Here is a 17,022-nt window from a genome sequence, read left to right as displayed (position 1 = left end):
AGGGACCCGATGCAATTGCGTAAATTACTTCTGCCAGGACTGCTTTCTGTTACGTTATTGAGTGGTTGTTCACTGTTCAGTGGCGAAGAAGACGTTGTGAAAATGTCCCCACTGCCGACGGTTGAAAACCAGTTTACCCCATCCACCGCGTGGGATGTCTCCGTGGGCAATGGGATTGGTGATTTCTATTCCAACCTTCATCCTGCGTATGCAGACAGCGTTGTCTATGCCGCTGACCGCAAAGGTACCGTGAAAGCGGTGAACGCCGATGACGGGAAAGAAGTATGGTCCGTTAACCTGGCGGAAAAAGACGGCTGGTTCTCCCGTAAATCTGCACTGCTCTCTGGCGGCCTGACCGTTGCCGGTGGCCACGTCTACGTGGGTAGCGAAAAAGCGCAGGTTTATGCCCTGAACAGCAGCGACGGCTCCATTGCCTGGCAAACAACCGTGGCGGGTGAATCCCTGTCGCGTCCGGTAGTAAGCGACGGCCTGGTGCTGATTCATACCAGCAACGGCCAGCTGCAGGCGCTGAACGAAGCGGACGGTCTGGTGAAATGGACCGTTAACCTGGATATGCCTGCGCTCTCTCTGCGCGGCGAATCCGCGCCGGCTACCGCATTTGGTGCTGCCATTGTGGGCGGTGATAACGGTCGCGTGAGCGCCGTGCTGATGCAGCAGGGCCAGATGATCTGGCAGCAGCGTATCTCTCAGGCCACTGGCTCAACGGAAATTGACCGTCTGAGCGACGTAGACACGACGCCGGTTATCGTTAACGGTGTGGTTTACGCGCTGGCCTATAACGGCAACCTGACCGCGCTGGATCTGCGCAGCGGCCAGATCATGTGGAAACGTGAGCTGGGCTCGGTGAACGATTTCATCGTAGAGGGTAACCGTATTTATATGGTTGACCAGAACGACCGTCTGCTGGCCCTGAGCACCGAAGGCGGCGTAACGCTGTGGACGCAAAGCGACCTGCTGCACCGTCTCCTGACCGCACCGGCGCTGTACAACGGTAGCCTGGTTGTCGGCGACAGCGAAGGGTATATGCACTGGATCGATCCGGATAACGGCCGCTTTGTTGCGCAGCAAAAAGTCGACAGCTCTGGTTTCCTGACCGACCCGGTTGTGGCCGACGGCAAACTGCTGATTCAGGCAAAAGACGGCACGCTGTACGCGATCACGCGTTAATTACCCGGCGGTTGTAGTATACTAAACGGCTCCTGTTCACTCAGGAGCCGTTTTGACATTTTTAAAAACGCCGCGAAAGCGACGTTATTTTGAATTTTATGAGGCTTCAAACATGGTACCTGTGGTCGCGCTTGTCGGGCGCCCTAACGTTGGAAAATCCACTCTTTTTAACCGTTTAACACGCACCCGTGATGCGCTGGTTGCGGATTTCCCGGGGCTGACGCGTGACCGTAAGTACGGTCGTGCAGAGGTGGAAGGACGCGAGTTCATCTGTATTGATACCGGTGGTATTGACGGCACGGAAGACGGCGTGGAAACCCGCATGGCGGAACAGTCGCTGCTGGCGATTGAAGAAGCGGACGTGGTGCTGTTCATGGTGGATGCACGCGCTGGCCTGATGCCGGCGGACTCCGCTATAGCTAAACACCTGCGTTCACGCGAAAAACCAACCTTCCTGGTGGCGAACAAAACCGACGGCATTGATGCCGATCAGGCCGTCGCGGATTTCTGGTCTCTGGGCCTGGGTGAGATCTATCCTATCGCGGCATCGCATGGCCGTGGCGTCACCAGCCTGCTGGAAACCGTTCTGCTGCCGTGGGTTGACGAAGTGAACCCGCCGGAAGAGGTGGACGAAGACGCTGAATACTGGGCGCAGTTTGAAGACGGAGAAGAGGGCGAAGAAGAAGAGCCTGAAGACGACTTCAACCCGCAGGATCTGCCGATCAAGCTGGCTATCGTCGGTCGTCCAAACGTAGGTAAGTCTACACTTACTAACCGTATTCTGGGCGAAGAGCGCGTGGTTGTTTACGACATGCCGGGCACCACCCGCGACAGCATCTACATCCCGATGCAGCGCGATGAGCGTGAATATGTCCTCATCGACACCGCCGGGGTGCGTAAGCGCGGGAAAATCACCGATGTGGTGGAGAAATTCTCCGTTATCAAAACCCTGCAGGCGATCGAAGATGCTAACGTAGTGCTGCTCGTCATCGACGCACGCGAGGGTATCTCCGATCAGGACCTCTCTCTGCTCGGCTTTATCCTCAATAGTGGGCGCTCACTGGTTATCGTGGTCAACAAATGGGATGGCCTGAGCAACGAAGTGCGTGAGCAGGTGAAAGAGACCCTCGACTTCCGTCTGGGCTTTATCGACTTTGCACGCGTACACTTTATCTCTGCGCTGCACGGCAGCGGCGTGGGTAACCTGTTCGAATCCGTGCGTGAAGCTTACGACAGCTCCACCCGTCGTCAGAGCACCGCCATGCTGACCCGTATCATGAATATGGCTGCGGAAGACCATCAGCCGCCGCTGGTGCGCGGTCGTCGCGTGAAGCTGAAATACGCCCACGCCGGTGGTTATAACCCGCCAATCGTGGTGATCCACGGCAACCAGGTGAAAGACCTGCCGGACTCCTACAAGCGCTACCTGATGAACTACTTCCGTAAATCGCTGGACGTGATGGGCACGCCTATCCGTATCCAGTTTAAGGAAGGGGAAAACCCGTTCGCCAACAAGCGCAACACCCTGACGCCAAACCAGATGCGTAAGCGTAAGCGCCTGATCAAACACATTAAGAAAAGCAAATAAGCTATCAGGACGATTCACCCACCAGCACGAAATCCATAAAGCCCGCATATGCCGGGCTTTTTTGTTATCAGGGGCTATCATAACGACGCACCAGAGTGCATGATAATGTTGTACACAAGGTTGTACCCTGCATGGGTTATCGCTGTTTTGGGTACGTCTTGGGTAGTTTTTGGGGCAAATTACGTTGTACCCATGACTAAATAAACTGGTTTAACGGGTATTCGCACATGCCAAAACTTACAGATATGCAAATTCGCGCTTGGGTTAAGAGCGGGGAAAGATTCGAGGGACGTGCAGACGGTGACGGGCTGTATCTGAGGTTTCGTAAAGAGGATAAAACCCCTTTTTGGCGCTACCGCTATCAAATGGCTGGTAAGTCCAGAACTATGCTGATTGGCTCTTACTCTGACTTCCCTTTGTCTAAAGCAAGGGAAATAGCAAGGGAGCTTTCCGCACGCGTTGCGCTGGGTTATGACGTGGCCGCAGAGAAGCAGCAGCGAAAAGCCGATGCTATGGCAAAGATCGAGGCTGAGAAGAACGCCATTAACGTTTCGGCGCTTGCCGCTGAGTATTACACCCGCCAGATAGAACCAAATTACAAACACCCTGACCTTTTCCGCAGCAGCCTACAAAAAAACATCGTGGCGCTAATTGGCAAGATGAACGTCGAGGACGTGCGCCCGCGTCATATTGATAGCATTTTGCAGGACGTACTACAGCGCGGATCTCCCACAGTCGCTAATGATGTATTGAGAATGTTAAAGCGCCTGTTTGATTACGCTGTGGTGCGCGGAATGATTGAGGTGAACCCCGCTATATCCTTTGGCTCGAAGGATGCCGGGGGCAAGGAGCAGGGGCGAAAACGCGCCTTATCACGCGATGAATTAATCCAGTTCTTTAAAGCGCTACGCCGTGGGCGCGGGATAAGCAGGGAAAACGAGCTTACTTTTAAAATCATTCTTGCGCTGGGCGTCAGAAAGATGGAGCTATGCGCCGCAGAATGGGATGAGTTTGATTTGAAAAATGCCGTCTGGCACCTGCCGGGAACCCGTGCAAAGAATGGGGATGATATCGACATTCCCCTACCGCAGCCGGTAATCGAGTGGATCGAAGAAATCAGGCTCTTTGCCGGAGACAGCCGCTGGCTAATTCCAGCCAGACGAGCCAGAACGACATCGCATGTCAGCCGCGCCACCCTGAATATGGTTATGCCCGCCGTCCTGAAAGAAATGCCGGACGTTGAGCCATTCAGTATTCACGATCTGCGCCGCACGATGCGTACTCAAATGGCAGCGCTGGGGATTGACCCCGTGATAGCTGAGCGATGCCTGAACCACAAAATTAAAGGCGTGGAGGGTATCTATAACCGTCACCAGTATTTCGATGAGCGAAAAGCAGCGCTCACGTTGTGGTGTGATTTGCTGGTAGCGCTGGAACATGGCGAAGATTACAACGTCACTTCAATTAAAAAATGGATGAGTAAATGAAAAAAATTCCTCCAAACACTTATTTCCATATCGTCAGAGCCTCAGAGTTACTGGAAATTGAAACCAATGACTTATTGCTTATGGGGGCATCTGGAGCAATTCACTTAGGTGTGATCTTAGATGGTATACCTTGCGTTTTGGCCGGATTTATCAATAAGGAAGCCTGGGCACAAGATAAAGTAATACAAGATACTAATTGCCTCAAAAACTCACACTTTTATCTTATCGACCCAGTGCTCTATGACGGTCAAGAAAAAGAACTCCACGGAGTTAGGTATAACACTGGCTTAGCATCTGGGATTTGGCATCTTAACAGTGGCACAATAAATGGAGTATTACGTTATGGATCTTCAAAGATTGGCCCGTTACTTACCGCTTCGCATGATTGTGTTGATTACGACAATTCAGATACCGTTGAGTCAATCCTTTTAGGAGAAGCTCACAAATTTGATTTACCTAGCGATATTTTCAGCAACCCTGAAGAAATAAAGACAGAAATAATGCGTCAAGATGAAGAAGTGATCACTCTTGATAGTATTTACATTTCAAGGGGTTGGTTTCTGCGTGTTAGAGATTGTATAGATAATTGCACAGCTATAACCCCAAGATATCATTCCCCTCTAAAAAACACTGTTAATACAGTGAACGAAATACAAGAGCATGGGAATACTAAAAGATTTAGTCAGAATAGAGAGAACTGTCTGATGGCTCTTATATACACACGCAATACCTTTCCTGATGAATGTAAAAATATTAACGGTATAGACACAAATGATGCTTGGGCTAACGCAACAATAAATCATTGGCTATCTGTTGGTGCAGGTTATTCCGAGCCGTCTATCGACTATCTAAAAAAAATAATCTCAGATATGAATCGCAAGCCCATGGATCGCACTACAGCAGGAAAGCCCAAGTAGTCAGATACTAAAAATTAGCATCATGATATTAAATTTAGTGTAATTCACAGCAGGGTCTTTTTTGCCTTAAATGCCCGTAACACCAGCTATCATAGGAGTTACGGGACATATGACAGCCCATCAAGCAGCACAATCAGCACTTCCCACTACTGGATACATCCGTCGTTTCCGTATGCCGGAACTTCTTGGTGTTTCCATGCCAACCATTGACCGCTGGGTTAAGAACGGCACGCTGCCGCGCCCGGTGAAGCTCACCGATAACGTGACCGCCTTTGATGCGGTAGAGATTAATAACTGGCTGGCAGAACGTCGCGGGAAGGTGGCGTAATGAAAAAGAAAAACCGCCCCGTACAGCAGGCGGCTAACTCAGATATTCGCACGTCTGATATTACGCCGACCACCAGCCCGGTACAAGTACCTAAGCGAACCCCAAAGAAACACCGCGCCCGAGTCTATATGCTGCGCACTGGCGTAGAGGGATGGACAGAAAATGATATTCTGCGCTACTGCCGTCTTTCATCCGGGCGTAATTATGCGTCTGAACTGGAGCGCCAGCTTGATATTCAACTGGAGCGTATCGACGAGAAAAACCCGGATGGTATCGGCGCACACCTGCGCTACCGCTTTTCCTGCCGTGGCGATGTTCTCAAGGTGATCCAGCTTGTGAACCATAACGCCGCCATTAATGAACATCACGGGTTATCTCAGCAGGATATTACCGACATTCTGAACCTCTACCCGGACGCGTTTAACGCCGCATAACGGAGCCGAAAACATGACTATCGAAAAAAGCCGATTCCATTCGGAGGCCGCCCCACAATCCAACACTTGCCAGGGTGAACATAGCAATAATGACTTTGCCGCGATTGTTACCGTTATTTCCGGTCAAATTGGCGGGCGTGAGGCCAGTATTGTTAGCGCTAAGGCACTGCATAAAGCGCTCGGAGTAGGTAACGACTTTTCAACCTGGATCAAACTACGCATTGATGAATATGGCTTTAGCCTGAGTGCTGATTACGTGGTTTTTGATTCCTCAGATTTCAGGAATCAAAGTTCAAATTTTGAACAGGGTAGCCCCGAATGGGTGACAAAGCGTGGCGGCGACCGTCGCAGTAAAGATTATGGCCTTTCTCTGGGAATGGCTAAAGAACTGGCAATGGTTGAGCGAAACGAACAAGGTCGCGCCGTTCGCCGTTACTTTATTCAGTGTGAAGAAGCCCTACAGCGCAGCGTGCCAGAGATTGCCGCTCAGTATCGCCGCCAGCTCAAAGCCCGTATCGGTGCCGCCAACCTGTTTAAACCGATGTGCGTAGCGCTGGAAAGCGCCCGCGCAGAACAGGGTAAACAGACGCAGGCTCGCCACTACAGCAACGAGAGCAACATGATCGCCCGCATTGTTTTGGGTGGCATGACGGCGAAGCAGTGGGCGCAGGCGAATAGCATTACTGGCGAACCACGCGACAGCATGAACGCCGGGCAACTGGAACACCTCACCTACCTGGAGAGTACCAACATTACGCTGATTGATATGGGTATGGGATATGACCAGCGTAAAGCCGAGCTAATCCGCCTCTCTCAGCGCTGGTTAGCTAAACATCTGGGGGCTAATCATGCTTAATGCCGCCGTCCAGAATAAAGCCTTTCCCCTGGCTGGCCTGATGTGTACCTTGCGCGGGATCGCGCACACGCATGAGGGTAAAGCTGGCATAACAGTGCCAGCTAATGCCTGCTCCTCATTTTCTCGTCGTGGTGACGAGGAGAGTTTCGAGACCAGTACGCGCGTGCGCGAAGGTGAGTTTCTGGAGTCCATAAAAAAGGGCTTGCCGACTATCGCCAACCCGGTTTATGGTTATAGCGCACCAGCAAAATCTGGTGTCGGGATTGGCGTCCCGATAACCTGTATAGTGCCGACACGCACTAAGCGTGTTTTTTTGTCGGCAAAATTCCTGCGCACCCAAATTATGGTGGGCTGGATGAGGCTTCCGAAAGGAAGGCCGGTGTCTATACAGGCCGGTTACGCCAACCTTGTTCAGCTCACCACCAGTCTGAGATTGGCGTCTCTTGGTGGTGAATTCAAAATTCACTGTATAGAGGCTGCCATCATGGCTACTACCCCTACCCAAAATCCGCATTTCATCTGGTTAATCGCAGCCGTTCGCCGCGATATGCCGACAATTACCGCCAAAATCTATCACATTGCTGCTGAAACTGAGCGCGAAGCCCGCCGCACGTTGGCACGGGATCACGTCTGTTTCTTTGCAGGCCGTATCCGTCTGGAGGTGGCAGCATGAACATTAACGCTTTATACCGCCATCCGTCCGAGCTTGAAGCCGAAGCGATGTTATCCCGCGAGCAGGATTACCCGGATGATTTTACGCTGGCAGACCGAACAGCAGAACGTATGACCCGTGCCCGTAATGGGCTGGCTCACGTTATGACCGATTTAGCCACTCACCTAAACGATGAACAGGCCGCTATCGTGTATTGCTGGTTGAGTAAAGTCCTGACGATTGTCGATATAGCCAGAATTGATGCGGAGGCCAGCGCATGAGCAATTTCCGCGTTATTGCCACCTGCTTTGATGGCGCTGGTGCGCCGATTCCGGTCACATGGTACGGCGAGGCCGAGACACCCGATATTGCCGTTCAGTGTATGAGGGACGAAGCGCATGGCAACGGATGGAGTATGGGAGCAGTCACCGCTGTTCAGCAGCGTGAGAAACAACAGGAGTTAGCAGCATGAACATATTACACCGCGCAGAGGCCACACCGGACGGCGTGAACATCATGACACGCAATGATGCCGGGATATATGAGCATGTAGCCATTATCACCTATGAGAGCGCTGTAAGCCGTCTGGATGCGGGAGAGTACGACGATACGCCAGATATCGGCTACGCCATTCATTTTGCCGTTGCTGATGGCGGGGCGCGTGGCTGGTTCGACTTTACCACGCAGCATAACGTCACTATGTGGCGCTGGCTGATTGCGGCCTGTTTCGTTGCTGAAATGAAGCGCGAGAACGGCACAACCTCCGTTACTGAGTCTGACGGCACATCATCGCAGGTAGCGATTTACTCCAATGGCAAAGCGGCACTTCCGGTTTATCCGTTCGCGGAACGTCTTGCGATGGCGAACAACATCGAGGGCGCAATGATTGAGCGATACGGCGTCGAACAGGGTACGGAAAAAGCCATTGTGTTTTATCAGGCCATGCTGGATACGGAGCGCGGCGAGCTTACCCCGTTCGGACGTGAAACGCTGGCAGAGCTACACGATCACTTCATTGCTGATCTGGATGAAAACGGCTGGCCTGAAATGCCAGCGGCGCACTGAGGGAGCGACACAATGCGTAATATCGACCTTATCCGCGAAGTGACCACCGCCGCCGCTGGCAACTGGCCTTATGTGCTGGCTGGCCTGTCTATCGACGTGCCTGATTCATCACGCCGCCATGCCCCCTGCCCTGCATGTGGCGGTACGGATCGCTTCCGGTTCGATGATAACGGGCGCGGCAGCTTTATCTGCAACCAGTGCGGCGCGGGCGACGGGCTGGATTTAATCAAGCGGGTTAACAACTGCGACACCACGGAGGCGGCGCACCTTGCCGCTGATGTGCTGGGTATTGATTACCGGGCAGCGGAAACCGACCCGACAGCAGCCAGCCGGAGGCGGGAGCAAATGGAGTCTGAGCGCCAGCAGCGCGAGCAGGAGCGCCAGAAACAGGCCGCAGAAAGCGCAGGGCAGCGCCGGGCTACGTTTGCCAGCCTGTATGCAGAAAAGCGCCAGAGCGTCACACAGGGCGAATCTGAATATCTGATGGCTAAGGGGCTGGACGGGTTCACTTTCCCGCTATTGCCTGATGGTTCAGTCCTGCTTGAGCTGGTGGATGAGTCCGGCGCAGTGGCAGCCGCACAGACCATCACCCCACAGGGAGAAAAGCGCCTCCTGACAGGTTCAGCAAAGCGCGGGGCATACCATGCCGTAAACGCGGAAGAATCGCCGCAGAGCGTTTTAATTGCCGAGGGGCTGGCTACCGCCCTGTCCGTTCACCTGATGCGCCCTGACGCGCTCACAGTGGCGGCAATTGACGCCGGGAACCTGATCCACGTTGCCGGAGTAATGCGCCGGAAACACCCGCAGTCGCAAATTATTATCGCCGCAGATAACGACCACCCTACAGCAGCCTCCGAAACCGGAGCCACCAACATCGGGAAGGAGGCCGCAGAGAAAGCAGCTTTATCCGTGGCTGGCTGGGTATCGCTGCCACCGACTGACAGCAAAGCTGACTGGAACGACTACCACCAGCAACACGGGCTGGAAGTCGCTACGGCTGCGTTTAACGATTCGATGTACCAGCCGCAGGGGGAATGCGTGAAACCACAACTACAGGCCATTGAGGGCGGTAAAACTGGCCAGCCAGAGAAAGACCCGCTAAAACCCCGCATTGAGAGCCGCAAAGATGGCGTTTACTGGATCACGCCTAAAGTGGACAAGGAAAGCGGCGAGATTATCAACAATGAAAGCTGGCTGGCCTCACCGATGGACGTTATCGGCACCGGGTGGGACGACAAGGATCAGTATCTGATATTACGCTGGCTGGCCTTTGGCGCAGGCATACCGACAACAGCGGCTATCCCCCTGGCTGATATCGGGGAGCGCGAAGGCTGGCGCACCCTGAAAGCGGGCGGGGTTAACGTCACCACCAAAAGCAGCTTGCGGGCGATTCTGGCTGACTGGCTACAGCGTAGCGGCTCACGTGAATTGTGGCGTGTTGCTCACGCTACTGGCTGGCAGTGCGGGGCATACATCATGCCGGACGGGGAGATAATCGGCGCACCTGCGCAACCCGTTTTATTCAGTGGTCGCAGTTCTGCCGTTGCCGGGTACACCGTGGCGGGAACCTCAGAGAGCTGGCGTAAGAGTGTTGCGCGTCTGGCATACGGTAACTACTCGATGATGACAGGCATTGCCGCCGCACTGGCAGCACCGTTAATCGGGCTGGCTGGCGCTGACGGATTCGGCATTCACTTCTATGAACAGTCGAGCGCGGGTAAGACCACCACAGCGAACGTCGCCAGCAGCTTATACGGCAACCCGGACTTGCTACGCCTGACGTGGTACGGCACGGCGCTGGGGCTGGCGAACGAAGCCGCCGCACATAATGACGGGCTGATGCCACTGGATGAAGTCGGACAGGGGGCAGACCCGGTAAGCGTGTCACAGTCTGCCTATGCCCTGTTTAATGGCGTTGGGAAATTGCAGGGGGCGAAGGAAGGGGGAAACCGGGATTTAAAACGCTGGCGCACCGTGGCGATCAGTACCGGGGAAATGGACTTGGAAACCTTCATCGCCACCGCCGGACGCAAGACCAAAGCCGGGCAACTGGTGCGCCTGCTGAATATCCCGCTGAGTAAGGCGGTGCGCTTCCACGACCACCAGAACGGCAAACAGCACGCCGACGCGCTGAAAGACGCTTACCAGCACCATCACGGCGCTGCCGGGCGGGAGTGGATCGGGTGGCTGGCAGACCACCAGCAGCAGGCCATTGATACCGTTCGTGACTGTGAAACCCGCTGGCGCAGCCTTATTCCTGCTGACTATGGCGAGCAGGTACACCGCGTGGCCGCACGTTTTGCCATTCTGGAGGCGGCTTTATTGCTGGGTGAGGTTGTTACCGGATGGGACGATCAGACGTGCCGTGATGCGATACAGCACAGCTACAATGCCTGGCTGCGCGAGTTCGGCACGGGCAACAAAGAGCACCAGCAGATAATTGAGCAGACGGAGGCGTTTTTGAATGCTCATGGCCTGAGCCGCTACGCGCCGCTGGGTTATGACCCCCGTGATTTACCGATCCGTGATTTAGCTGGGTACAGGAAGAAGGGGAACCACGACAGCGACCCGATAATTTTTTACACCTTCCCGGCGACCTTCGAGCAGGAGATCGCACGGGGATTCAATGCCAAACAGTTTGCCGAGGTACTTAAACGCGTCGGGATGCTCACCCCGCCGACCAGCGGCAGAGGTTATCAGGGACGTGTGCGCGAGGATGGCAGGCAAATCCGCGTTTATGTGCTCAACTTCATGGCAGAGGATAGCAGCCAGCCAGAGGAGTGATCTTTTTTCACATGCGTAGTTTTAGTGTTGTCTCAGTTGTCTTTGTTGTCTCAGTTTGTAAATTTGATTGATTTATAAGGTTTTTATTTCATTTTCTGAGACAACAGCGAGACAACATTTAGCTGTTTTGAGACAACATAGTGAAAGTGTGATTTTTTGCCTGGCTGGCAGTGAGACAACATTTACCCTGCGTGAGACAACACAAAATCATCAATGTTGTCTCGGCAAAATCCAGACGTGGCGCGGCCTGTAGCGCCGTGAGACAACAAAGACAACAGAGACAACACTATTTTTGCTTACTATGAAAAAAATCAGCAGGTGTCCCACAATAAGACAGTGCCGGGTAATCTTCATTAGCAAAACTAATAATCGAGGTAACAATGACAGCACAGATATCAGCATACGGGCGGCTGGTGGCAGATCCCCAGACCAGAACGACGAACAGCGGAACCAGCATGGCAATGGGGCGTTTAGCGGTGGCACTCCCCTGCCATGCAGTAGAGGGCGGAGAGGTTACTTTCTGGCTGGGCGTGGTGGCATTCGGCAAACAGGCCGACGCACTGGCAGAACACGTTAAAGGCGATTTAGTCAGTGTTGCCGGAACAATGCAGGTCAATCAGTGGACGGGCAAGGATGGAGGAACGCAGCAGGGGTATCAGGTAGTAGCCGACAGCGTGATCAGTGCGAGGACAGCAAGGCCGGGCGGAAAGCGTGGCGCGTCAGCTAGCAAAAATGAAGTCAACAAAGGCCATACCACGCAACCCGCGCCGGGATGGGAAATATATAACACCCCTGATGATTTTGACCAGCGCCAGCCATTCGACGATGAAGCGCAATTCTGAGGGAGAGAAGCATGGTAAACGACAGGAAAGCCGAGGAACTGGAAGCAAAGGGGCTGTATCGCAGGGCAGCTACACGCTGGCAGGAAGTCATGATGATTTGTGCTGAGGACGATGGTAGGGAATGGGTAAAGCAGCGCCGTGATATGTGTCTGGATAACGTGAAGCGACCGCCCGTGAAGGTTGAGGACTTTGGCGACCTGCATAAAGCTGTCACCGAAACTCAGCACCGCATGGGGATAGCGCAACCGAACGGTAATGCCTTCCGGTTAAATGGCGGCAAGAAGCAACGACAGCCCACCAGCGGGGGCGATGGTTCGCAGTAACGTTCGCACCAGAACGGATGTAAATCCTGGACTGTCCTGGACGGATCTTAAACCCTCGTAGCGCTAAACCCGCGCCAGTTGCGGGCTGGAAGCCAGAATGTGATTTAGATTGTCCAAAATATTCTGGTTCGCGCCACTGGTTCGCAGTACGCAGTCAGGTACGCGGCAAAACTGCGTGATACGAAACCCATTCGCAGTTGCGTACCAGCGGGTAAGCCGCATTATCGCTGGGTTTCTACAGTCGAACGCAGTACGCAAAGTGAAAAATCCTCCAAATACGAAACCCGAATATTGCGCAGTAAATTGCGAATTGCGCAGTTCACAAAAAATCTGCGCAAAACGAAACGGATACCAATGCGCAAACCATCCTCAACCAGCGCAGTTACTGGCTTTATTGATGTGAAATTGCAAAACTGGTGCGCAATTTACAGTAAAATACGCATATTATTTCGTATTCATTTTTGCGCATTCGCAGTTTGATTCGCAGTAATTCGCAGGAGGCCAGCCAGTGAGAGGCAGAACGCGCAGCTATACCACCGACCTGCCCCGTATAGGGTTGCCATTCCTTGCGAACATGCGTAGCAGGCTGGCGGATGCTGAACCGGGTACGCAGCTTTATACCCAGACCGAAAGCGGAACGTTGTATACCTTCCGGCAAGCCGACAGCTACGCCATGACAATCAACGGCGTTACACGGGCAATCAGAACCACGACCACACAAGCCGGGTATGGTGTGCGGGAATGGTACGTCTGTCCCCACTGCATAAAGCGGGTAGCGAAGCTGTATATCGGCAAAAAAGATATTGGCTGCCGGGGATGCTGGAAACTCCACTATAAAAGCCAGAGCGCCGACAGACTGGACAGGATGCGAATGAAGATACGCCAGCAGCGATGCGCGATATGGGGCAACAATGACCTTACCAATAATCTGTTTAATGACATTCGCATGTTCCCGAAGCCAAAGGGGATGCGCTGGGCTACGTTTGACAGGAAGCGGGCAGAGTTGTTAGCAATGGAGGTGGCTTACTGGCAGGCATTCAGTCCGGTAGTAGATAGAATCACGGGCGTGATTGAGCGTAAGGCGGGGAAAGCGGCGCGAGCTATAGGGCTGGAGTTGTAGCGATATTCTGGTTTTCTGACATAATTATGTAAAATCAGCCAGTTACCCACCATAGCAGGAGCTGCCATAGTGACACCACGTGAAATAGCAGCGCTGACCGCCGCCAAGCTGGAGCATGAAGGCCACCAGCTTACCCCGGCAGAGGTTCGGGAAATGGAGCGCATTATTGATGCTGATACAGTCCGGCGTAAACGGTTCGGGGAGATGATGCGAGCGCCTGCCTACAAGTGGAAGAAGCCAGCGCCGCGCAGGTAGATACGGGATTATTCCGCATGTAACTTATGCGTATTAAGCAAATTACCTTTATTCACCTTTACAGAATTGTGAGTGCGTCAGTATCGTTATCCTTCCGATTCGCATTTATTCAGGATTTGCATGTACCAGCTAAAGATAACCATCCGAGACAGCAAACCACCAATATGGCGGCGTGTGCTGGTTCCAGAGCAAATCCCCTTTAGTGAACTTCACGCGGTGATCCAGTTGGCTTTTGGCTGGAATGACGAACATCTGTATATGTTCGAGAAAGGCCGTAAAGGTGATCTAGGTAGCGAGTATCGCGTATGGGGTGAGGGTGAAAGCATGGGTAATGCGGCAATCACGCCACTATGGGCGGCGATCCAGAATGAGGGTGACAAGCTGGTTTACACGTATGACTTTGGCGACTGGTGGGATTGTCTTATTGTGCTGGAGAAGCAAACCCATGATACCAGTATCCAGCCTGTTAGCTGTTTGCGTGGGAGGGGGACTACCCCGGCGGAAAATTCGGGGGGATTGCATGGTTACAATGAATTGCTCTTACAGGCCAGAGAATCTGATAATCCTGAACAAGCCGAGATCCGCAATTTCCTGATGCTGGATATTGAACGCCGGGTTTACGACCTGAACAACATTAACGACAGATTGCAGGCTCTTAACTGACCCGCATGTATTCGCCTGATATTGCGTTATCAGCGCCGCCACTATCTCGCACAACGGCACACTGTCCCGGTAAACCGTAGCGCACGACCGTAGCGCTGGTTTCACCGCCACGCTTTACCTGCCGCGATTCATACACTGTCACCCGCTCAAGCAACCCATTATCAACCATGCTTTCAAGAGTTCGCCGGGTGGATTCGAGCTGGTGGCGCTTATCGAACGACACCATGCCATGAAGCAGGTAGGCCACACCCGACACATCGAACGGCGGCGCACCAATCTCACCCGTCACCCATTCGAGGTTATCCGGTTCAAAGTAACTGAGTATCTCTTTTTTGCGGCTGGTCATTCTCATGGCTGGCTGATTCCTTATTGTGTGATGGCACTATCATACAATAAGAAAATGGCTATCACGGTAAGGATACGGTGAGGTTTCGATAGCACGGCAAGATTACGGCAAGGGATCGGAGAAGCTGCGAAATTTTCGTAGTTCAAAAAGTGAGCTAAAAAGCAGAGCACTTTGATTTTTGTTGTACACAAGGTTGTACCCATTTTTATTTGTCGAATTATAAAAACATTTAAAATCAATGTTATTTGTGCTGTATTTGTCTTTAACATTAAGAAAAGCAAATAAGTTTTGCTGCTCTCACGAAAGCCCGCGAATATCGCGGGCTTTTTTTTACCCAATCATACCGCCGGTTTTCTCTGTGTGAAGTCAATCACTATTCACTTTTAACCATGTTTAAATCTAAGAAAGTAGACAATCGTCGAATTTTCATCTTAAAGTCCAGGGGCCGGTACTAGACAAAACTAGCGCCTGGTTATCAAATGGTTAACTAACTTTTCGCCGCATGTAAAAAATCGGCCAGATACGTAACTGGCCGGCGTACCTGCTGGTGTTTACAAGCACGACGACATACCTTTCGGGAGAATTATGCAATCCACTGTTAATCAAAAAGAGAGCCGAACGTTCTTCGGCCACCCGTATCCGCTCGGTTCGTTGTTCTTCACCGAGATGTGGGAGCGTTTCTCGTTTTACGGCATTCGTCCGTTACTGATCCTGTTTATGGCCGCCACCGTCTATGACGGCGGGATGGGCCTGGCGCGTGAAAACGCCTCGGCGATTGTCGGTATCTTTGCCGGTACCATGTACCTGGCCGCGCTGCCGGGCGGCTGGCTGGCGGATAACTGGCTCGGTCAGCAGAGAGCCGTCTGGTACGGTTCGATTCTGATTGCGCTCGGTCACCTGTCGATTGCGCTCTCGGCGGTGATGGGGAACAACCTGTTCTTTATCGGCCTGATGTTCATCGTGCTCGGCTCCGGGCTGTTCAAGACCTGTATTTCAGTGATGGTCGGTACCCTGTATAAAAAAGGCGACGCGCGTCGCGACGGCGGTTTCTCGCTGTTCTATATGGGCATCAACATGGGCTCGTTCATCGCGCCGCTGATTTCCGGCTGGCTGATTAAAACCCACGGCTGGCACTGGGGCTTTGGCATTGGCGGTATCGGGATGCTGGTAGCGCTGATTATCTTCCGCGTGTTTGCCGTTCCGGCCATGAAACGCTATGACGGAGAAGTTGGCCTCGACTCTACCTGGAACAGCCCGGTGGTGAAGCGTAACGGCGTGGGCGTTTGGCTACTGGCGCTGGCGGCAGGCGTGGCAACGCTCGTGACGCTGATTGCGCAGGGCGTGATTGTGATTAACCCGGTCGCGGTAGCCAGCGTGCTGGTCTACGTGATTGCGGCATCCGTTGCCCTCTACTTTATTTATCTGTTTGTTTTTGCGGGCCTGAATCGTAAAGAGCGCGCCAGGCTGTTGGTCTGCTTTATTCTGCTGATCTCCGCGGCGTTCTTCTGGTCCGCGTTTGAGCAGAAGCCAACCTCATTCAACCTGTTTGCCAACGACTACACTAACCGCATGATTGGTGATTTTGAAATCCCGGCGGTGTGGTTCCAGTCAATCAACGCCCTGTTCATCATCCTGCTGGCACCGGTGTTTAGCTGGGCATGGCCGAAGCTCGCGAGCAAAAACATTCGTCCGAGCAGCATTACCAAGTTTGTTATTGGTATTCTTTGCGCGGCGGCGGGCTTTGGCCTGATGATGCTGGCGGCACAGAACGTGCTGAGCAGCGGTGGAGCGGGCGTATCGCCGTTCTGGCTGGTGGGCAGCATCCTGATGCTGACGCTCGGCGAGCTGTGCCTGAGTCCGATTGGCCTGGCGACCATGACGCTGCTGGCGCCGGAGAGAATGCGCGGACAGATGATGGGGTTGTGGTTCTGCGCCAGCGCGCTGGGTAACCTGGCGGCGGGCCTGATTGGCGGCCACGTGAAGGCCGATCAGCTGGATATGCTGCCGGATCTCTTTGCGCGCTGCTCCATCGCACTGTTGATCTGTGCCGCGGTACTGATCGTCCTAATTGTTCCGGTGCGCCGCATGCTGGAAAATGCGCAGACTAAACCGGCAGCTGAAGCCTGATAATGTTCAGCCTACCGGGGCAGTTATCCTGTCCCGGTAAAACCCAA

Annotated in this window: 19 protein-coding genes; 18 read left to right on the top strand and 1 reads right to left on the bottom strand. The window is 53.2% G+C overall.

The features are described 5' to 3' along the window. The first annotated feature begins 9 nt into the window (after positions 1-9). The 17 genes from bamB to ACMWLG_RS11990 all read left to right on the top strand — a co-directional run bounded on the left by bamB (position 10) and on the right by ACMWLG_RS11990 (position 14,502). The gene (gene bamB / locus ACMWLG_RS12070; RefSeq protein ID WP_045620574.1) at positions 10-1,188 is read left to right on the top strand and encodes an outer membrane protein assembly factor BamB; all 1,179 of its coding nucleotides are present in this window, start codon (positions 10-12) and stop codon (positions 1,186-1,188) included. 112 nt (positions 1,189-1,300) lie between these two features. Then, entirely contained in the window at positions 1,301-2,776 is a 1,476-nt protein-coding gene (der, locus tag ACMWLG_RS12065) for a ribosome biogenesis GTPase Der (RefSeq protein ID WP_045399786.1), read from the top strand. Between the two features lie 227 nt (positions 2,777-3,003). Beyond that, positions 3,004-4,263 carry a tyrosine-type recombinase/integrase gene (locus ACMWLG_RS12060; protein ID WP_032653022.1) on the top strand — a complete coding sequence of 420 codons (1,260 nt, stop codon included), beginning with the start codon at positions 3,004-3,006 and terminating at the stop codon, positions 4,261-4,263. Then, entirely contained in the window at positions 4,260-5,180 is a 921-nt protein-coding gene (locus tag ACMWLG_RS12055) for a hypothetical protein (protein WP_032653020.1), read from the top strand. The genes ACMWLG_RS12060 and ACMWLG_RS12055 overlap by 4 nt, the downstream gene beginning before the upstream one ends. Before the next feature lie 109 nt (positions 5,181-5,289). Further along, positions 5,290-5,508 carry a helix-turn-helix transcriptional regulator gene (locus tag ACMWLG_RS12050; RefSeq protein WP_045620576.1) on the top strand — a complete coding sequence of 73 codons (219 nt, stop codon included), beginning with the start codon at positions 5,290-5,292 and terminating at the stop codon, positions 5,506-5,508. Then, a complete protein-coding gene (locus ACMWLG_RS12045) occupies positions 5,508-5,942 on the top strand; it encodes a hypothetical protein (protein ID WP_045620578.1) in 435 nt (144 codons plus the stop codon). Before ACMWLG_RS12050 ends, ACMWLG_RS12045 begins: the two co-directional genes overlap by 1 nt. Before the next feature lie 13 nt (positions 5,943-5,955). After that, positions 5,956-6,798 (top strand): antA/AntB antirepressor family protein, encoded by an 843-nt coding sequence (locus ACMWLG_RS12040; protein ID WP_045620579.1) that lies wholly within the window; start codon positions 5,956-5,958, stop codon positions 6,796-6,798. Continuing rightward, positions 6,791-7,471, top strand: a complete 681-nt coding sequence (locus ACMWLG_RS12035) for a host cell division inhibitor Icd-like protein (protein WP_233424033.1) — start codon at positions 6,791-6,793, stop codon at positions 7,469-7,471. Before ACMWLG_RS12040 ends, ACMWLG_RS12035 begins: the two co-directional genes overlap by 8 nt. Further along, positions 7,468-7,731, top strand: a complete 264-nt coding sequence (locus tag ACMWLG_RS12030) for a hypothetical protein (protein WP_045620581.1) — start codon at positions 7,468-7,470, stop codon at positions 7,729-7,731. The genes ACMWLG_RS12035 and ACMWLG_RS12030 overlap by 4 nt, the downstream gene beginning before the upstream one ends. Further along, positions 7,728-7,922: a hypothetical protein gene (locus tag ACMWLG_RS12025; protein WP_045620583.1), complete on the top strand. Its 195-nt coding sequence runs from the start codon at positions 7,728-7,730 to the stop codon at positions 7,920-7,922. Before ACMWLG_RS12030 ends, ACMWLG_RS12025 begins: the two co-directional genes overlap by 4 nt. Beyond that, a complete protein-coding gene (locus ACMWLG_RS12020; protein ID WP_045620585.1) occupies positions 7,919-8,515 on the top strand; it encodes a hypothetical protein in 597 nt (198 codons plus the stop codon). Before ACMWLG_RS12025 ends, ACMWLG_RS12020 begins: the two co-directional genes overlap by 4 nt. A 12-nt stretch (positions 8,516-8,527) precedes the next feature. Then, the gene (locus ACMWLG_RS12015) at positions 8,528-11,299 is read left to right on the top strand and encodes a TOPRIM and DUF927 domain-containing protein (protein ID WP_045620586.1); all 2,772 of its coding nucleotides are present in this window, start codon (positions 8,528-8,530) and stop codon (positions 11,297-11,299) included. Positions 11,300-11,679: 380 nt separating this feature from the next. Then, on the top strand, positions 11,680-12,141 hold the full coding sequence (locus ACMWLG_RS12010; protein WP_045620588.1) for a single-stranded DNA-binding protein: 462 nt from the start codon (positions 11,680-11,682) through the stop codon (positions 12,139-12,141). Positions 12,142-12,152: 11 nt separating this feature from the next. Beyond that, complete coding sequence (locus tag ACMWLG_RS12005; protein WP_045620590.1) at positions 12,153-12,464, top strand: PerC family transcriptional regulator; 312 nt, start codon at positions 12,153-12,155, stop codon at positions 12,462-12,464. A 508-nt stretch (positions 12,465-12,972) separates the two neighbouring features. Then, positions 12,973-13,584, top strand: a complete 612-nt coding sequence (locus tag ACMWLG_RS12000) for a hypothetical protein (RefSeq protein WP_045620591.1) — start codon at positions 12,973-12,975, stop codon at positions 13,582-13,584. A gap of 69 nt (positions 13,585-13,653) precedes the next feature. Beyond that, complete coding sequence (locus tag ACMWLG_RS11995) at positions 13,654-13,839, top strand: hypothetical protein (protein WP_045620593.1); 186 nt, start codon at positions 13,654-13,656, stop codon at positions 13,837-13,839. A 120-nt stretch (positions 13,840-13,959) separates the two neighbouring features. Continuing rightward, positions 13,960-14,502 carry a plasmid pRiA4b ORF-3 family protein gene (locus ACMWLG_RS11990; protein WP_033144723.1) on the top strand — a complete coding sequence of 181 codons (543 nt, stop codon included), beginning with the start codon at positions 13,960-13,962 and terminating at the stop codon, positions 14,500-14,502. Here ACMWLG_RS11990 and ACMWLG_RS11985 read toward each other — a convergent pair. Next, complete coding sequence (locus ACMWLG_RS11985; RefSeq protein WP_045620594.1) at positions 14,495-14,854, bottom strand: hypothetical protein; 360 nt, start codon at positions 14,852-14,854, stop codon at positions 14,495-14,497. The two genes, ACMWLG_RS11990 and ACMWLG_RS11985, sit on opposite strands and share 8 nt — an antisense overlap. A gap of 579 nt (positions 14,855-15,433) precedes the next feature. Between ACMWLG_RS11985 and ACMWLG_RS11980 the strand changes: the two genes are divergently transcribed. Then, positions 15,434-16,975 (top strand): peptide MFS transporter, encoded by a 1,542-nt coding sequence (locus ACMWLG_RS11980; protein WP_045399650.1) that lies wholly within the window; start codon positions 15,434-15,436, stop codon positions 16,973-16,975. The last annotated feature ends 47 nt before the right edge of the window (positions 16,976-17,022 follow it).

The sequence above is a fragment of the Enterobacter sp. 01-M-02-SI-ECC genome (assembly GCF_047530595.1).
GTDB lineage: Bacteria > Pseudomonadota > Gammaproteobacteria > Enterobacterales > Enterobacteriaceae > Enterobacter > Enterobacter cloacae_M.
This window is presented reverse-complemented; position numbering and strand designations above follow the sequence as displayed.